The sequence below is a fragment of the Streptomyces sp. NPDC006368 genome, assembly GCF_040612535.1.
Taxonomy (GTDB): domain Bacteria; phylum Actinomycetota; class Actinomycetes; order Streptomycetales; family Streptomycetaceae; genus Streptomyces.
Window position 1 is genome coordinate 16,032 of sequence record NZ_JBEXQK010000025.1, and the last position, 17,409, is coordinate 33,440.

The window sequence follows — 17,409 nt, forward strand, 5'->3', positions numbered from 1 at the left end:
CGCCTGCCGTGACGCGCGACCACGACGGTCTCCGGCTGCGCGGCGAACCCGGCCCGGACCGGCTACTGGTCTGGGCCGGGCTCGCCGCGGCGTCCTCCGCCGCGCTGACGTGCCTGTGGCCGGGGGCGGCCGGGGACCCCGCCGTGCGCGCGCCGGACGCGGGCACCCTGCCGACGGCCACGTCGGCGGGCGGGGCCGCGCACGTGGCCTCCCCGCCCGTCGCGCTCACCATCCCGGGCCACGTCGAGCGGGCCCCGGTCGACCCGGTCACCGCCGACGTGAGGGGCGCCCTCGCGGTGCCGGAATCCCCCGCGCGCCTGGGCTGGTGGGCTCTGGGCGCCCACCCCGGCGCCGCCCGGGGCACCCTGCTGCTCGCGGGCCATCTCGACTCGGCCGCTGAGGGAGCGGGCCCGCTGGAGGCGCTCCACGACGTCCCCCTGGGCGCGCGCGCCCACGTCACCACGGCCGACGGCGCCCGCCACACGTACAGGATCGTCGCTCGCCGTACGTATCCGAAGGCCGGGCTCCCGACCGACCTGTTCGGCGCCCACGGGGCACCGCGCCTCGCCCTGGTGACCTGCGCGGGCGTCTTCGACCCGGACGCGCACGCGTACGCGGACAACCTCGTCCTCTACGGCGTCCCGCTCCAGCCCGGGCGCTGAACTCCCGGCGCACGACCGGAGTGTCGCCGCCGCGGTCCATACGGCGGCGGACTCCCGGCCCCCGTCCCCCCACCCGCGGACCGGACAACCCGAAGGCCCGCGTCGGCACTTCGCGGGAGCGCCCCCGGTCCACCGGTACCGCCGCACGGCGGTACCGAGGGTGAGAGAGCGCGGGCGGGCGGTGGCCCCCTCGTACAGCGCGGTACACCCCATGGCGCAGACAGCCGCGCGCCCCGGCGTCCCGCGCCCGTATCCGGCCGGAGGGGCGCCCCCCTGTGCCGTGATCGTGAGCACGCGAAGCGCTTGGTGTACGAGCGGTACGCATCCGGGCATGAAAGAGCCTGACCCGCGTTTCCGCTGGTCAGGCTGTGTGCGCGCCCCCGGCAGGACTCGAACCTGCGGCCAAGCGCTTAGAAGGCGCCTGCTCTATCCACTGAGCTACGGGGGCCGGTGGTGGCCTTGTGGCCTGGAGCCCCTGGTGGGTGGTCCGTGACCTTGCCGGGGACAAGGATAGGGCTCCGATCGCCTTGGCCCGGTCGCTTCACCTGCGTGGCACGATGTGGAGGTTCGGTGAAGCGAATCGATAATCGCAGGCAAGTGCGATTCCCGCAGCGCTTTTTGCGCCACGCGCCCCGGGTGTTGTGCACTCGTTATGCCTGTGTCCCACTCGCGCCTTGTGTCCCATGTGCCTGATCGGCGCGCAGAGAAGGCCATACGCTTCAAAACGGTGCCGAAATTGGGCATTCTTCACATGTGGTGACCATGGACGTACGGCCTCAGCTCATCGACGCACTCTCCGCCCTGCGCGACCGTGTCGCCGCCGTGCGTCTTCCTCTCCCTCTTCCAGGGGCACCCCGTGCGCGGCAGACGCGGGCCGAGTTGCTCGCACAGCTCGACGACTATCTGGTGCCCCGCCTGAAGGAGCCCGAAGCGCCGCTGCTCGTCGTGGTCGGAGGGTCCACCGGGGCGGGGAAGTCGACGCTTGTCAATTCCCTGGTCGGGCGACGCGTCAGCGAGGCCGGGGTGCTGCGGCCGACCACGCGGACACCCGTTCTCGTCTGCCACCCCGAGGACCACCACTGGTTCGCCGGGATGCGTGTGCTGCCCCAGTTCACGCGCGTCTGGACGCCGGAGGACGCCGAGCTGGAGGCCGTGGGGGAGAAGGCGCTGCGCGTCGAGACCGCCCACACCCTGCCGCGCGGGCTCGCGCTGCTCGACGCGCCCGACATCGACTCCCTCGTCGTCGAGGGCCGCGAGCTGGCCGCCGAGCTGATCTGCGCCGCCGACGTGTGGGTGATGGTGACCACCGCGTCGCGGTACGCGGACGCCGTGCCGTGGCATCTGCTGCGTACCGCCAAGGAGTACAAGGCCACCCTCGTCACCGTCCTCGACCGCGTACCCCACCAGGTGGTCGGCGAGGTGTCGCGGCAGTACGAGGCCCTGCTCGTCAGGGCGGGGCTCGGCGACGTACCGAGGTTCACCATCCCCGAACTGCCCGAGTCCGCCGGCGGCGGCAGCGGACTGCTGCCCGAGAACGCCGTGGCCGCCCTGCGCGCCTGGCTCGCGCACCGCGCCGAGGACCCGGCCGCCCGCCAGCAGGCCGTCGGACGGACCGCCCGCGGCGTCATCGACTCGCTGCGCTTCCGCATGCCCGAGCTGGCCGGGGCGGTCGCCGCCCAGTACGCCGCCGCCGTACGGCTGTCCGGCGCTGTCCAAGGGGCCTACGAGGGGGAGGGGGAGCGCGTCCGCAGGGAGCTCCGGCGCGGGGCGGTCCTCTCCGGCGACGCCCGCACCCGCTGGCGCGGCTACCCCCGCGACTGCTCCGCCACCGAACTGCTCGACTCCCTCACCGAGTCCCTCGGCGCGCTGCTCCAGTGCGCCGTCGCCGCCGCCGACGAACACGTACAGGAAGCCTGGCGGCGTGAACCGGCGGCCGGGGCCGTCGGAGGCGGACAGTCGCCGTCCGACCGGGAGGCGGCCGAGCGGATCGGTATGGCCGTACGGCGCTGGCGGCGCGAACTGGAAGAGGTCGCCGAGGACGAGGTACGGCGCATGGAGCGGTCCGCCGCGCCCGATCCCGACACCGTGGCCGCGCTCCTGGCGACCACGCTGCTCGGCGGCCGGCGCACGCGCGGCGCGGGGGAGTGGCTCGCCGAACTGATCGGCGCACAGGGCGCCCTGCGACTGCGCGACCGGGGCGGCGAACTGGTGGAGGCGTACATCGACCGCGTACTGCACGACGAAAGGGACCGGCGTCTCGCGCCACTCGACCGGCTCAACCTCACCCCCGAGCCACAGGCCGAGCTGATCGCCGCGCTGTCCGCACTGCAGAAGGAGAGGTGACGGCGGTGAGCGCCGTGGACGAACGCTGGGACGACGGACTCATCGCCCGCCGCGTGCAGGAACCTCACGCCGGTGACGAGGAGAGCCCACCACCGGAAGAGACGAACACCCCCGTCACCAGCCCTTACGCGACCGCCCTGCGCGGCCGGCTGGACGCCCTTCGCAAGTTGGTCGGGCTGTCCACGACCCGGCTCGACGGCCGCACCCTCGCGGAGGCGGGACGGGTCCTGGAGGAGGCGGCGGCCCGTCAAAGGCTGTCCTCCCGGCACACGGTGGTCGCGATCGCCGGTGCCACCGGGAGCGGGAAGTCAACTTTGATCAATGCGCTGGCAGGGGTCCCGGTTTCGGAGACGGGCCTGCGCCGGCCCACCACGTCCGCACCCATCGCCTGCGCCTGGTCCGAGGGCGCGGGCGGCCTGCTCGACCGGCTCGCCATCCCCGGACGGCTGCGGCGCAGGCCCCTGGCGGGCGGAGTCGGTGACGAGGCCCTGCAGGGACTCGTCCTGGTCGACCTCCCCGACCACGACTCGGCGGTCACCGCGCACCGGGACCAGGTCGACCGCCTCCTCGCCCTGGTGGACGCGGTCATCTGGGTCGTCGACCCGGAGAAGTACGCGGACGCCGCGCTGCACGAGCGGTACCTGAGGCCCCTCGCCGGACACGCCGAGGTGATGTTCGTGGTGCTCAACCAGGTCGACCGGTTGCCCGGCGACGCCGCCGACCAGGTCCTCGACGACCTGCGTCGCCTCCTGGACGAGGACGGGATGGCGCTCGGCGAGCACGGCGAACCCGGCGCGACCGTCCTCGCGCTGTCCGCGCTCACCGGCGAAGGCGTGGGTGAACTGCGCGAGCTGCTCGGTGCGTTCGTGCAGGGACGCAGCGCCGCCGAGCGGCGGCTGTCGGCGGACGTGGACGCCACCGCGCGGCGGCTGCGCCCCGTGTACGTCGCGGACGGGCGGCCGGGGCTCGACGAGCGGTCCCGGGACGACTTCGGGGCCCGGCTCGCGGTCGCCGTGGGTGCGCGGGCGGCCGGTGAGACGGCGGAGCGCGAATGGCGGCGCAACGCGGGACGCGCGTGCGGGACGCCGTGGCTGCGGCTGTGGCGGTGGTACGAGGGGCTGCGCACGCCGGGCGGCGCCGAACCGCAGGCCGAGGTCCCGGTGGAGGACGAGCTCACGGCGCGGCAGCGGGTCGAGCAGGCGGTACGGGTCGTCGCGGACGAGGCGGTGCACGGCCTGCCGGCGCCGTGGGCGCAGGCGGTGCGCGAGGCTGCGGTGCGCGGGGCGCAGGGGCTGCCGGAGGCGCTGGACGAGCTGGCGGTGACGGTGGGGCGCCCGGGTCAGGGCGGCAAGCCGCCACGCCCCGCCTGGTGGCCGGCGGCGGTCCTGGCGCAGGCCGCCATGACGCTGCTCCAGTTCTACGGCGCCCTGTGGCTGGTCGGGCAGATCGTCGGCGTCCTGGAACCGGGTCTGGCGGTGCCCGCGCTCATCATGCTCGCCGGCATCGTCGGCGGCCCGCTCGTGGAGTGGGCGTGCGCGGCGGCGGCCCGTGGACCGGCGCGGCGCTACGGCCAGGAGACGGAGCGGCGACTCCGGGACGCGGCGGCGGGGTGCGGCCGGGCGATGGTCCTCGACCCGATCGCCTCGGAGCTGATGCGCTACCGCGAGGTGCGCGAGCAGTACGTGACGGTGGCGGGCGGTGGCCGCGGGGTGGGGTGACACCCGTACGCGGGCAACCGCGGGTCACGGAGTTGTGCACAGCGGCGAGGTTGTCCACAGGGCTCCGCGGGGACGCGGCGGGCCGGTCAGCATGGGGGAGTCGACGGCCGGTGCGGTACCGGCGGACATGAGGGGTGGGTGTCATGAACGAGACCATGGTGACCGTCGTGGGCAACGTCGCGACCGGCGTGGACTACCGCGAGACCCCGGCCGGAGGTGTCGCGAGATTCCGGTTCGCGGCGACGGCGCGCCGGTGGGACCGGGAGAAGGGCGGCTGGGCCGACGGACACACCAGCTTCTACACCGTGTACGCGTGGCGGACGCTCGGGGAGAACCTCGCCGCGTCCGTCGCGGTCGGGGAACCACTGGTGGTGCACGGCCGGTTGAAGGTGCGGGAGGAGGAACGCGAGGGACAGCGAAGGACCTTTGTCGACATCGAGGCGGTCGCGGTGGGACACGACCTGACCCGCGGCACCTCCGCGTTCAGGCGGGCCGCGCGGGGTGAGCCACAACTGACAGCCAGTCAAGTAGGCGCGAGCAAAGGCCAAATGGAGCGAGCGCCGGACAAGGCGGAGGAGCTCGTGGGGTGACGGATCAGCCTCGCCCCCCGGCGTGACCTGCGCGGATAACGATTGCGATTCGGAATGGTTATCTGACGGTATGACAGGGGACTGTGCTGGATCACCTCTCTAGGATTCGCGGGTACCCACGGGGCACTTGAGTCGGCAGGCGAGGCACTCCCCCCACGCGTCCCACGCGACAACGCCTCGCTCAGAGGGGAAATCTGTGTTTGCTGCGTTTTCTGTACGGAGGCGGAAGAGGCGTGCCGGTCGTCTCGCCGCCGCGGTCGTCGCCTCCGGGCTGATCACGGGAGGCGCCCTCGCCGGCGCGACCGTGGCCGCCGCGGACGAGGCGCCCCAGCACCAGGGCGGCGCCGCCGCCACCCTCAACGGGCTGACCACCTTCGACCAGGCCGTCCTCCACATGAACGGCAAGGATCATCAGCTCCCCGCCGGCCTGTTCGAGATGACCGTCGACGGCGGCGGCACGCTCAAGACGTACTGCGTCGACCTGCACAACCCGACCCAGGAGAAGGCCAGGTACCTGGAGACCTCCTGGGACCAGACCTCCCTCGGCGGCAACAAGGACGCGGGACGGATCCGCTGGATCCTCCAGCACTCCTACCCGCAGGTCGACGACCTTATGGGCCTCGCCAAGGAGGCCGGCACCGGCCCGCTCACCAGGGAGACGGCGGCCGCCGGGACCCAGGTGGCGATCTGGCGGTACTCGGACGGCGCCGACGTCGAGGCGCTCGACCCGGCGGCCGAGAAGCTGGCCGACTGGCTGGAGAAGGAGGCGGAGGGCGTCGCGGAACCCGAGGCCTCGCTCACCCTCGAACCCGGCGCGGTCTCCGGCCCGGCCGGGACCCGGCTCGGACCGCTCACCGTGCGCACGGACGCCGACCGGGTCACGGTGGCACCGCCCGCCGACGCCGCCGCCAGCGGCATCCTGATCACCGACGCGGCCGGCAAGCCCGTCGACTCCGCGGTCAACGGCGGCAAGCTCTACTTCGACGTGCCCGCGGGCGCCGCCGACGGCTCCGCCGCGCTGACCGTACAGGCCACCACCTCCGTGCCGGTCGGCCGGGCGTTCGCCGGGGTGACCAAGAGCCAGACGCAGATCCTGGCCGGGTCCAGCGAGTCGACCGTCTCCGCGACGGCCACCGCCACCTGGGCCACGGCCGGCGCCATACCGGCCCTGTCCGCGAGGAAGAACTGCGCCAAGGGCGGCGTGGACATCACGGCGACCAACAAGGGCGACGCCGCGTTCGGCTTCGAGCTCATGGGCGTCGAGCACGCCATCCAGGCCGGCGAGTCCAGGACGATCACCATCCCGGTCGCCGAGGACCAGGCATACGACCTGACCATCACCGGACCCGGAGGCTTCACCAAGACGTTCAAGGGCGTCCTGGACTGCAAGACCACCGGCAGCACCACCACCGTGACCGGACAGCCGGGCTCCCAGCCCAGCCCCCTCTCGGGCGGGGCCTCCTCCGGCCTCACGGCGGGCGCGGCGAGCGGCGACCTGGACCTGGCCGAGACCGGCGCGTCCCACGCCACACCGATGATCGCGGGCGTGGCGATCGGATGCCTGCTGATCGGCGGAGCGGCCGTGTTCCTCCTCCGTAAGAAGAAGGAGGGCCTCGACGGCCTCGACGGCGCCGAGTGAGCGTACGGTGGCGGTGCGCTCACGACGGGGTGGCCCACCCCGGGCCACCTCGTAGCAGCCCCTCACGTACTGGTTTCCATCGGGGGATGGACGTCAGGCAAGATGGGGTGTATCTGCCCACTCACGGATTGCCGGACGGTTTCTCTTGGCTGAGTACATCTACACGATGCGCAAGACGCGCAAGGCGCACGGCGACAAGGTCATCCTCGATGACGTGACGCTGAGCTTCCTGCCCGGTGCGAAGATCGGTGTGGTCGGCCCGAACGGCGCCGGTAAGTCCACCGTCCTGAAGATCATGGCCGGTCTGGAGCAGCCCTCCAACGGTGACGCGTTCCTGTCGCCCGGCTACACGGTCGGCATCCTGCTCCAGGAGCCGCCGCTGGACGAGTCGAAGACGGTCCTGGAGAACGTCCAGGACGGCGTGGCCGGGATCAAGGGCAAGCTGGACCGGTTCAACGAGATCGCCGAGCAGATGGCGACCGACTACAGCGACGCGCTGATGGAGGAGATGGGCAAGCTCCAGGAAGACCTGGACCACGCCAACGCGTGGGACCTGGACGCCCAGCTCGAGCAGGCCATGGACGCGCTCGGCTGCCCGCCCGGCGACTGGCCGGTCACCAACCTCTCCGGTGGTGAGAAGCGCCGCGTCGCGCTCTGCAAGCTGCTGCTGGAGGCCCCCGACCTGCTGCTGCTCGACGAGCCCACCAACCACCTGGACGCCGAGTCCGTGCAGTGGCTGGAGCAGCACCTCGCCAAGTACGCCGGCACCGTCGTCGCCATCACCCACGACCGGTACTTCCTCGACAACGTCGCCGAGTGGATCCTGGAGCTCGACCGCGGTCGCGCCTACCCCTACGAGGGCAACTACTCCAAGTACCTGGAGACCAAGCAGGCCCGTCTCAAGGTCGAGGGCCAGAAGGACGCCAAGCGCGCCAAGCGGCTCAAGGAAGAGCTGGACTGGGTCCGCTCCAACGCCAAGGGACGGCAGGCCAAGTCCAAGGCCCGTCTCGCCCGGTACGAGGAGATGGCCGCCGAGGCCGACAAGATGCGGAAGCTGGACTTCGAGGAGATCCAGATCCCGCCGGGCCCGCGCCTGGGCAGCGTCGTCGTCGAGGTCGAGAACCTCAACAAGGCGTTCGGCGAGAAGGTCCTCATCGACGGCCTGAGCTTCTCGCTGCCGCGCAACGGCATCGTCGGCGTCATCGGCCCGAACGGCGCCGGCAAGACCACGCTGTTCAAGATGATCCAGGGGCTGGAGGAGCCCGACTCCGGCACGATCAGGGTCGGCGAGACCGTCAAGATCAGCTACGTCGACCAGAGCCGCGCCAACATCGACCCGAAGAAGACTCTGTGGGCGGTCGTCTCCGACGAGCTCGACTACATCAACGTCGGCCAGGTCGAGATGCCGTCGCGGGCGTACGTCTCCGCGTTCGGCTTCAAGGGCCCGGACCAGCAGAAGCCGGCCGGCGTCCTGTCCGGTGGTGAGCGCAACCGCCTGAACCTCGCGCTGACCCTCAAGCAGGGCGGCAACCTGCTGCTCCTCGACGAGCCGACCAACGACCTCGACGTCGAGACCCTGTCCTCGCTCGAGAACGCGCTGCTGGAGTTCCCGGGTGCGGCCGTGGTCGTCTCCCACGACCGCTGGTTCCTCGACCGGGTCGCCACGCACATCCTGGCGTACGAGGGCGACTCGAAGTGGTTCTGGTTCGAGGGCAACTTCGAGTCGTACGAGAAGAACAAGATCGAGCGGCTCGGCCCGGACGCGGCCCGTCCGCACCGCGCCACCTACAAGAAGCTGACCCGGGGCTGAGGCAACACCAGTGGCTCGTCACATCTACCGGTGCCCGCTGCGTTGGTCGGACATGGACGCCTTCGGGCACGTCAACAATGTGGTCTTCCTCCGCTATCTGGAGGAGGCCCGCATCGACTTCATGTTCCGGCTGGCGCCGGGCGACGGCTCGCCGTCGTTCTCCGGCGGGTCCGTCGTCGCACGGCACGAGATCGACTACGTACGGCCGCTGGTCCACCGGCATGAGCCGGTGACCATCGAGTCGTGGGTCACGAAGATCGGCGCGGCGTCGCTGACGATCGCGTACGAGATCAAGGACCCCGACCAGGTGTACGTGCGGGCCTCGACGGTCATCGTGCCGTTCGACCTGGAGGCGCAGCGCCCGCGCCGGATCTCCGCGGAGGAGCGTTCGTTCCTGGAGGAGTACGTGGACGACGGCATGCGCGGGGAGGCCGCGGCCGCATGAGCGCGCCGCTGCACTTCGCCGACGCCAGGGAGGCGGCCGATCTCGCCGCCTTCCTGGCCAGGCTGATCCATTACGACCGGGCCGCCGTCGTCCGCCTCCAGGCGGGGGGCGGGGCCCTGGCCGTGTTCGGGCGCCCGCCGTCCTTCGAGGTGCTGGCCATCCGCACGGCCACCCTCATGGACGAGGCGCCGCTGGACATCACCGTCTCGGCCGGCCAGCTCCTGGAAGGCCTCGAGGAGCCGGCCGGCAAGGCGATGATCCCCGCGGCCGTCACCGGCCCGCCGTGGACCGGGCTCCTGCCCCCGCGCGGCGGCTGGCAGGAGGTGCCCGGGCTTCCCGACACCACCGGGCTGCGCGGCGCGGTCGCCGCGGCGGTCGCCGAATTCCGGGGCCGGGACGCGGAGTTGCCGGCCGACCGCCGTACGCGCGCGGAACGCGACCGGATCGGCCGCGAGATATGGTCCCGGACGATCGGCGCGACCGGCCTGCCGCTGCGCGCCGTCCACGCCGCCCAGTCGCTGGGCTTCCTGCCCGCCCAGGACGTACCGGTCGCCCTGCTCGGGACCGGCTCCTGGCTGCGCCTGCGCACGCCCTTCGGCTCGGTGGCCGTCCGCACGTCCGGCGGTCTCGGCGGCCTGACCGTCACCGCCCTCCCCCACCCCCGCTAGGGGAGCGTCCGCAGGGCAGCGTTGTCCGAAAGGCAGGGTCGTCCGGCCGCAAAGCGTGACCTGGGGCCCGCAGCCGGACCCGGCCGGGTTTCCCCCGGCCGGGTTTCCCCCGGCCGGGCTTCCGGGCCGGGTGAGAGGTGGGGCGCGAGGGTCAGCCCTGCGGTTCCGGGGGTGCGGCGTTGACCTCCCGCAGGCTCTGGTCCTTGAGCTCGGTGCGCGTTTCGGTGCGGTGGCCGCGGGCGATGTAGTCCCGCACGACCGCTTCGATCGCGTCCTGCGGCGAGCCGACCCCCGCCAGAACCATCACTTCCACCACCAGCTCGGCGTCGAGACTGATGTTGACCTTCGCCATGGCCCTTCCCCCTTCGTCGGAGCGAGACTCTAGCCCGTCGGCTTCGTTCCGGCGTCCGGCCGGACGGCGATGTGGTCCTCTTCGAGCTCCAGCAGCACCCGGTGCTCCATGCCCAGCGCCGTCGTGTACTCCGCCGGGAGCTGGAGCCGGCCCGCGCGGTCCAGGGTGGCGTACTCACGGGAGACCACCGCCTCCCGGCCCTGCGCGTCGACCTCCGTGCGGCGCAGGACCTCCGAGGCGGTGCGGCCGTCGCGGATCGCCACCGAGCGGCGCACCTCGCCCGCCACCGCCTGGTCGTGGGTGACGACCACGATGGTCGTGCCGAGCTCCTCGTTGGCCCGGCGGAAGGCGGCGAAGACCTGTTCGCCGGTGGCCGAGTCGAGCTCGCCCGTCGGTTCGTCGGCGAGCAGGACGGACGGAAAGTTGGCGAGGGCGACGGCGATCGCGACGCGCTGCTGCTGGCCGCCGGACATCTGGTGCGGGCGCCGGTCGCGACAATCGGCGACGCCCAGCATCGACAACAGCTCCGCGGCCCGCTCGGCCTTCCTCTTCGTACGGCCGCGCAACTGCATGGGCAGGGCGACGTTCTGCGAGGCCGTCAGGTACGGGAGGAGATTGCGGGCCGTCTGCTGCCAGACGAAACCGACCACGTCGCGCCGGTACCGCAGCCGTGCCTTCGCGTTCATGGCCAGCAGGTCGCACCCCGCGACCGTCGCCGCGCCCGCCGTCGGCACGTCCAGGCCCGCCAGGATGTTCATCAGCGTCGACTTGCCACTGCCCGACGCCCCGACCAGCGCCATCAGCTCCCCCTCCGCCACCAGCAGGTCCAGCCCCTGCAGCGCCTGCACCTCCACCCCGTCGGCCGTGAAGACCCGGACAAGACGGTCGCACACGATCAGCGCGTCGTGCCCGTAGGCGGGGCGTTCGAGGTGCGCCGCCGCCCGCCGGTGCAGCTCCGCCAGAGTGGTGGTGCCGGTCATCGTGTGCCTCCTGCTCCGAACTGCCCGATACGTTCCCCGACGCGTTTCCCGATGCGCTTCCCGACGCGTTCCCCGATCGAGCCGGGCCGGGAGGCCCACCACGCCTGGCCCATGGCCACCGCCCCCGCCGGCGCCAGCACCCCCACCGCCGGCAGCACCAGCGACCACGGGTCCGCCCGCAGCGCGGCCCCGGCCGGCGTCGCGAGGCCCGGCGCCGGCGCCGTCGCCAGCCGCGTCAGATCCACCCCGGGCGCCAGCAGTTCGATGGTCACCCAGCCGACGCACACCCCGCCCACCGCCGCGAGCAGCGCCTGCGGCAGGCACTCCAGTACCAGTAGTTGCCGCCCCTGACGCCTGCTGAGGCCCATCGTGCGCAGCCGGGCCAGCAACGCCACCCGCTCGGGCGCGGAGTGCAGCAACGACAGCAGCAGGGCGAGTACGGCGTATCCGGCGCCGGCGGCGACCGCCGCCGTGTAGACCCGCTCGGCGCCCGTCCGCATCGGCGACTCCACGAACCGCGCCCGCGCCTGCGCGCGCAGCAGGACGGAGAACGGCCGGTCGACAGCGGCGCGCAGCGCGTCACCGTCCACGGGGCCGCTCACCAGCAGGGCGGTGGTCGCGCGCCGTTCGAGACCGGCGGCGTTCACGATGATGAAATCGGCACCCGGCACGGCGGGCGTCCGTTCGCGCACACCCACCACCCGCATCCGGAAGGCCCCAGCCCTCGCCTCCACGAGCCGCGCCGGGCCCGCCCCTGCCTGCCCCGCTCCCGCTTGCCTGGCCCCCGCCCGCTCCGCCGCCACCAGCTCCGCGACGGACGGCGACACCAGGGCGGGCAGGACGGGCGCCGCCCCGCCGTCCGGCGCCGCCCCGCCGTCCCGCACCGGCGCGGCGGCCAGCTCGGAAGCCGGAAACGGCCCCAGGCCCGTCCGGCGCGCCAGCTCCGCGTACGCCCGCGGCTCCACCCCGATCAGCGTCACGCTCAACGCGCCCGGCACCCCCGGCCGCGCCGCCAGCGGCACCCCGTACTCCAGCTGTACGGCCGCCACGCCCCGTACGCCCGCCACGTCCCGTACGGCACGGGTCAGCCCGGCCGGGAGCGGCGTCGCCTCCGCAGGCCCCGCCACGCGTGCGTCGGCGCCCGTCGCCAGCAGCGCCGCGCCGTCCCGCGCGTCCGACACACCGGCGAGCACCGATCCGCCGAACGCCGCCGTCGACAGCGCCACCAACAGCGCCAGCAGCGGCAGCACCCCGGTCGCCGACGACCGCCCCGCCCGCGCCAGCGCCAGCGGCCCGACCGCCCCCCGCAGGCGGCGCGCCGGACGGGCCAGCCACCGCAGCGGCACCGGGTACAGCCGGACCAGGACGAGGGCGGCGACCAGGCCGACCAGTACCGGAGCCGAGCCGGCCAGCGGATCGCCGTCCGCACCCACACCGCGCCGCCGCAGCGCCGCCACCGCGCCCACGGTCAGGACCAGCAGCGTCAGTTCGGCGACCGTACGGCGCCGCGAGGGCCGCGCGTCGACCAGGTCGTCCCGCCCGCCGTGCGGGCGCGGACGCCGGTGCGCGTACACCGCCCGCAGCGGCAGCGCCGCGCACCCCACGAGCGCCACAGCCACGGCACCCGCCACCGCGTACGGCAGCCGTCCCCCGGGCACCACCAGCACCGCGGCGAGCAGCCCCAGCGCGGCGGCCGGCACGGCGACCACCGAGGTCTCGGCCAGTAGCCGCCCGCCGACCCCGCGCAGCGAACCGCCGCGCGAGCGCAGCAGCGCCAGTTCGGCGTCCCGGCGTGCGGCGGCCAGCCCGCCGGTCAGCGCCAGTACCACCAGCGCCACCGCGCCGATCCCGAAGGCGGCGACGGCGACGACCGGCGCGATGGCGGTCCGCGTGCCGTTGTACGAGGCGAGGATCTCGTCGAGGCGGGTGTGCAGCGTGGCGTCACCGCCGACCGTGGTGCGCAGTGCCAGGGAGTCCGGGCCGGCGGTGAGCGAGGCGACCGCAGAGGTCAGGGCCGGCGCGTCCCGCGCCGTCACCCGGGCCACATCCGGGGCCAGTCGCCAGAACGCCTGCGGCTCGCCGCGGGTGCCGAGCAGCGCGGGCGCCGCCTCGGGCGGCAGGAGCAGCGCGGCCCGCCAGTGGGAGCGCGGTGTCTCGTGGGGCGAGGAGGTCGCCTCGGGGGCGTACAGCGGCGTACGCAGCAGGGGTTCGACGGACCACCAGTGGCCGTCCGCATCACGCGGCTCCACGACGCCGGTGATGCGTACGGCGAGCGGCCCGCGCCCGGCGGCCCCCGGTACGCGCACCAACGATCCGGCCTTCAGCCCCAGGTCCCGGGCCGTCCGGGCGCTGATCGCCGCCTCCACTTCGGCGGTGCGGGCGGTCACCGTCCCCCGCGCTGCGGGCAGGCGCCCGGACCGTACCTTCACATGCCGGGGCAGGTCGGAAGGGGTGGCGAGCGTGAACTCGGGCGGCAGGCCGTCCGGTGCCGGAAGCCACGGCTCCGGGGCGGGCAGCGGCGCGGTGGTCCGCAGCCCGTACGCCGACTGGACCACGTCGGCCCGTACCGGGGCGGGGAGTTGGACGGACAGCGCCCGGTGCAGGTCCCGCAGCCGGCGCGGGTCGAGCGCGGACTCCTGGACGCCGTCGGCCCCCACGGTCAGCTCGATGACGCTGTCGCGCGCGGCGGCGGTACGCAGCTGATGGCGCAGCCCGTCCGTCTCGTACGCGTCGACGGCGCGCGGGTACGCGGCGGCGAGGAACGCGGTCACTGCCACCAGCAGCGCCAGCGCCACGGCGGGGGCGGGGAAGGTCCGCGACCGGGTGCGCACCCACGGGGCGACGGGGCTGGCGCGCATGTCAGTCCCCTCCCCGGGCGTGGCCCTGGTGGCGCAGCACCGCCGCCGGTTCGTGGCGGCGCAGGGCGATGGCGGCCACCGTCAGCAGCGGCAGCGCCGCCACGCCGGCCAGCAGGGCCACCACCTCCGCGGGCGGCAGCTCCACCAGAACGTGTGGCACGGGCCGGGTCGCCCGCCCGGTCAGGACCACGAGCGGCACCACCGCCCGTGTCAGTACGGCGCCGAGGGCGAGGCCCACCAGCAGCGCGACGCCGACCAGCAGCCCCTGCTCCACCGCGACCAGCCGGGCGAGGCGCCGGCGCGACGCGCCGAGCGCGCGCAACACCGCGAACTCGGCGGACCGTTCCCGCAGCGACCCGGTGGCGCTCACGGCGAACCCCACGGCCGCCAGGGCCGCCGCGGCCACGGACGCCGCCATCAGCGCCGAGCGGGGCCCCGCGCCGAGCGGATCGCCCAGCAGCTCGCCGGCCGTCTCATCGCGCACGAGCACCTGCGCCGGGTCCATCCCGGGCCGGGCGCGCAGGGCGGCGGCGACGTCATCCGCGCGCCCCGGTTCCGTGCTCAGCCACCACTCCGTGGGCGCGAGGGCCGCGCCGGTACGGTTCACCGCGCCGAGGTCGACCAGGAGCGCGCCGCCGTCCGCCGAGGTCGTCGGCACCTCCCGTACCGTGTCGGCGATCCGCACCCGCAACCGCTCGCCCGCCACCGTCACCTCCAGGCTCTCGCCCTTCGCGGCCCCGGCAGCCGCCACGAAGGCGTCCGTGGCGATGGCGGGGACCCCCTCCGGGACCTCCCCCGGGACCCCCTCCGGGGCCGCCGCCGTCACCGCCGGGCTCGCCGTCACCGCCGGGGCCGGCGCGGTGGCCCGGACGGTGAAGTGCTGCGGGTCGGAGCGCGGATGGAGGAGTGTGGCGCCCGTGTCGTACGACAGTGTCAGCGGCGTACCGGACGACGGCACCACCGTCACCGGCTCGGGCTCGCGGCCCTGCTCGCTGGTGGTGAGGCGCCCCTGCCAGCGGGCGGCCGTCGCCGGTACGGGCCGTTCGCCGCCGTCCGGGCCGACGGCGACGAGCCGCTCCACCGTGAAACGGTGCCGTTCGCTCCGCTGGTACGGGAGAGGGCCGGCCACCTCCACGCCGGTGACGGTCACCGGCCCGGCCGGGCCGCCGGACGCCGAGCCGAGGTCGGCCGCGCCGTTCTCGACGGGCAGGCGATACACAAGGCCGTACCGGTCCTCCACGGCCACCGCGACGTCGTACCGGTCCTCCACGGTCACCGCCCTGTCCGTCGCCGTACCCCTCGCGCGCACCTCCAGCCGCAACCGCAGCCGTAGCCGCACGGTGCCGTCGGGCAGGGGCATTCCCGGGCGGGCGGCGCCCTGAGGCCGCGGCGCGAGACCCGCCGGGAGCCGGTCGGGCCGCCCGCCCGCCAGGTCGTCACGGAGCAGGAGCCGCTCCCGCGCCCGGGTGGTGTCCAGCGCCAGTACGGTCGCGGTGCGGTCGCCCGGCAGCTCGGTCTCCGCGCGGTGGGCGGGCGCCGCGTCGCGTACCCCCAGGAGCCGCGCGTACCGGCCGGCCTGACCCGGATCACCGCTCCGGTCGTCCAGCACCCGCACCGGAGCGCCGGTCGCGAAGTCGGCCTGGTCGCGCTGCGAACGGTCCCACGACGCGCTCTGCCCGATCGCCAGCATGCCCATCGCCACCGCCGGCACCAGCAGCAACACCGGCCCGGCGCCGCGCAGCGGACGGCGGCTGAACTGCCAGCCCGCCAGCGCCGCCGACAACCCGCGCCCGGCAGCCGCGCGCCGCTCCGCCAGCCGGGCGGCCGGCGGCAGCAGCCGCAGCGTCAGCACCGTCCCCGCCAGCAGCGCCAGCGCGGGCGCCACCACCAGCGCCGGGTCGACGCCCAGGCCGCCGTCCCGGCCTCCGCTCAGCGCCCCGCCGCCGGCCCCGCTGTCCGTCTGCCGGTCCAGCCGCCAGTACGCCACCGCGGCGACGACGACCAGCCCGATGTCCGCACCGGCCCGCACCGGCCCGGGCAGCGCCGCCGCCCGCCCCCGCCACAGCCGTACCGGACCGGCGGTGGCCGCCGGCGCCACCACCGCCGCCGCGCAGCACAGCGCGACCCCGGCCGCCACCAGCCATACCTCTCCGCCCGGAGCCTCCCCGCCCAACCGCACCCCGATCCGGTGGAGCGAACCGGTTCCCGCCAGGAGCCGCGTCAACGGCCCTGCCAGCAGCGGCGCCACCACCGCCGCCGGCGCCGCCAGCAGCAGCGCCTCGACCGCCGCGAGCCCGGCGATCCGGCGCCGCGAACCGCCGCGCGCCCGCAACAACGCGGTCTCGCCCGCCCGTTCCGTACCGAGCAGCCGCGCCACCAGCAGCAGCGCGTACGCCGCGAGCAGCACCAGCTGCACGGCCACGATCAACAGCGTGGAGCGGGCGACGAGAAGCGCCCGTTCCGTCTCGTCCAGCACGGCCGGCAGCGATGTCCGGGCGCTCGCCGCGCCCCCGAGCGCCGGATCGGCCGCGAGCGCCACCGGCCCGGCCGTCGCCGCCGCGCGCAGCCCGGCCATGTCCTCCGTCGTCACGGCGCCGAAGTCGGCCGTGGCCAGCCAGGACGTCTCGTCGGTGGTCAGCCGGCCCGAGGCGAGGACCGCCGGGTCGGTGAGCAGCGGACCGTACGTGGTGAAGACGACGGTGCGCACCCCGCGCCCGCCGGCCTCGTCCAGCCGCCAGTACGGGTCGGCGGGCGCGGCCGGCCGGTAGACGCCGGTGATCAGGGCGGTCAGGGGGGTGCCGCCGAGCCGGTCGGTGAGGGTGAGCCGCGCGCCGGGCGCCAGCTTCAGCCGCCGAGCGGCTTCCTCGGGGAGCGCGGCCCGTACCGGACCGGTGGCCGCGGCCTCGGGCCAGCTGCCCCGGACCAGGCGGACACGGGAGCGGTCGAGGGCGGCGAAGTGGGTCAGGTCCGGCTCGCCCGAGCGTGCGGCGGGCGGCTGGAGGGCGCGCGGCATCGCGTACGAGCCGGAGCGGGCCAGCGACCGTACGGTGACGGGCAGCCCGCCGAACGTCTCGCGCGCCCCCTTGCGCACCGCCCGCTCCGCAGCGTCCCGCCCGGCCGGAGGGATCTGCGCCGTGACGACGAGCGAGGCGGCGGGGGCGGCGCGTCCGCCGAGGGTGTGGCGGAGGGCCGCGTCACCGATGGACCCGGCGAAGGCGGTGAGCGCCGCCAGGACGGACGTGGTCAGCAGGACCGCGAGGAGGGCGGCGGCGAGGAGGAGCCGGTGGGCGCGGACGCGCCGTAGGACTAAACCGGTCACTCAGCCCCCCGTAGGCACCCATCGA

Annotated in this window: 12 protein-coding genes and 1 tRNA gene; 8 read left to right on the forward strand and 5 right to left on the reverse strand. The window is 74.6% G+C overall.

Annotated elements, in window-relative coordinates; genetic code table 11:
- Window positions 1-8 precede the first annotated feature (8 nt).
- Window positions 9-662, forward strand: a complete 654-nt coding sequence (locus tag ABZZ38_RS19285; protein WP_356741211.1) for a class F sortase — start codon at window positions 9-11, stop codon at window positions 660-662.
- Between the two features lie 375 nt (window positions 663-1,037).
- On the opposite strand, the gene ABZZ38_RS19290 is transcribed toward ABZZ38_RS19285, so the two are convergent.
- A tRNA-Arg gene (locus ABZZ38_RS19290) sits at window positions 1,038-1,110 on the reverse strand.
- Window positions 1,111-1,424: 314 nt separating this feature from the next.
- Between ABZZ38_RS19290 and ABZZ38_RS19295 the strand changes: the two genes are divergently transcribed.
- From ABZZ38_RS19295 to ABZZ38_RS19325, 7 genes are all read left to right on the forward strand, one after another.
- Complete coding sequence (locus ABZZ38_RS19295; RefSeq protein ID WP_356741213.1) at window positions 1,425-3,005, forward strand: dynamin family protein; 1,581 nt, start codon at window positions 1,425-1,427, stop codon at window positions 3,003-3,005.
- A 5-nt stretch (window positions 3,006-3,010) separates the two neighbouring features.
- Window positions 3,011-4,723 carry a GTPase gene (locus ABZZ38_RS19300; RefSeq protein ID WP_356741215.1) on the forward strand — a complete coding sequence of 571 codons (1,713 nt, stop codon included), beginning with the start codon at window positions 3,011-3,013 and terminating at the stop codon, window positions 4,721-4,723.
- Window positions 4,724-4,866: 143 nt separating this feature from the next.
- Window positions 4,867-5,313 (forward strand): single-stranded DNA-binding protein, encoded by a 447-nt coding sequence (locus ABZZ38_RS19305; RefSeq protein ID WP_356741217.1) that lies wholly within the window; start codon window positions 4,867-4,869, stop codon window positions 5,311-5,313.
- A gap of 196 nt (window positions 5,314-5,509) precedes the next feature.
- Window positions 5,510-6,952, forward strand: coding sequence for a Cys-Gln thioester bond-forming surface protein (locus ABZZ38_RS19310; RefSeq protein WP_356741219.1), 1,443 nt, complete (start codon window positions 5,510-5,512; stop codon window positions 6,950-6,952).
- A gap of 145 nt (window positions 6,953-7,097) precedes the next feature.
- Complete coding sequence (ettA, locus tag ABZZ38_RS19315; protein WP_356741221.1) at window positions 7,098-8,762, forward strand: energy-dependent translational throttle protein EttA; 1,665 nt, start codon at window positions 7,098-7,100, stop codon at window positions 8,760-8,762.
- Window positions 8,763-8,772: 10 nt separating this feature from the next.
- A complete protein-coding gene (locus ABZZ38_RS19320) occupies window positions 8,773-9,207 on the forward strand; it encodes a thioesterase family protein (RefSeq protein WP_356741223.1) in 435 nt (144 codons plus the stop codon).
- The gene (locus tag ABZZ38_RS19325; RefSeq protein ID WP_356741225.1) at window positions 9,204-9,875 is read left to right on the forward strand and encodes a hypothetical protein; all 672 of its coding nucleotides are present in this window, start codon (window positions 9,204-9,206) and stop codon (window positions 9,873-9,875) included. Before ABZZ38_RS19320 ends, ABZZ38_RS19325 begins: the two co-directional genes overlap by 4 nt.
- A 151-nt stretch (window positions 9,876-10,026) precedes the next feature.
- On the opposite strand, the gene ABZZ38_RS19330 is transcribed toward ABZZ38_RS19325, so the two are convergent.
- The 4 genes from ABZZ38_RS19330 to ABZZ38_RS19345 are packed head-to-tail and all read right to left on the reverse strand — an operon-like array spanning window position 10,027 to window position 17,384.
- On the reverse strand, window positions 10,027-10,227 hold the full coding sequence (locus ABZZ38_RS19330; protein ID WP_356741227.1) for a type II toxin-antitoxin system VapB family antitoxin: 201 nt from the start codon (window positions 10,225-10,227) through the stop codon (window positions 10,027-10,029).
- Window positions 10,228-10,256: 29 nt separating this feature from the next.
- On the reverse strand, window positions 10,257-11,207 hold the full coding sequence (locus ABZZ38_RS19335; protein ID WP_356741229.1) for an ABC transporter ATP-binding protein: 951 nt from the start codon (window positions 11,205-11,207) through the stop codon (window positions 10,257-10,259).
- Window positions 11,204-14,065, reverse strand: a complete 2,862-nt coding sequence (locus ABZZ38_RS19340) for an FtsX-like permease family protein (protein ID WP_356741231.1) — start codon at window positions 14,063-14,065, stop codon at window positions 11,204-11,206. The genes ABZZ38_RS19335 and ABZZ38_RS19340 overlap by 4 nt, the downstream gene beginning before the upstream one ends.
- Window position 14,066: 1 nt before the next feature.
- Complete coding sequence (locus ABZZ38_RS19345; protein ID WP_356741233.1) at window positions 14,067-17,384, reverse strand: ABC transporter permease; 3,318 nt, start codon at window positions 17,382-17,384, stop codon at window positions 14,067-14,069.
- Window positions 17,385-17,409 lie beyond the last annotated feature (25 nt).

Coding starts and splice junctions, on each gene's coding strand:
- ABZZ38_RS19340 (WP_356741231.1), bottom strand. CDS start 14,065: ATGCGCGCCAGCCCCGTCGCCCCGTGGGTGCGCACCCGGTCGCGGACC.
- ABZZ38_RS19305 (WP_356741217.1), top strand. CDS start 4,867: ATGAACGAGACCATGGTGACCGTCGTGGGCAACGTCGCGACCGGCGTG.
- ABZZ38_RS19325 (WP_356741225.1), top strand. CDS start 9,204: ATGAGCGCGCCGCTGCACTTCGCCGACGCCAGGGAGGCGGCCGATCTC.
- ABZZ38_RS19295 (WP_356741213.1), top strand. CDS start 1,425: ATGGACGTACGGCCTCAGCTCATCGACGCACTCTCCGCCCTGCGCGAC.
- ABZZ38_RS19330 (WP_356741227.1), bottom strand. CDS start 10,227: ATGGCGAAGGTCAACATCAGTCTCGACGCCGAGCTGGTGGTGGAAGTG.
- ABZZ38_RS19335 (WP_356741229.1), bottom strand. CDS start 11,207: ATGACCGGCACCACCACTCTGGCGGAGCTGCACCGGCGGGCGGCGGCG.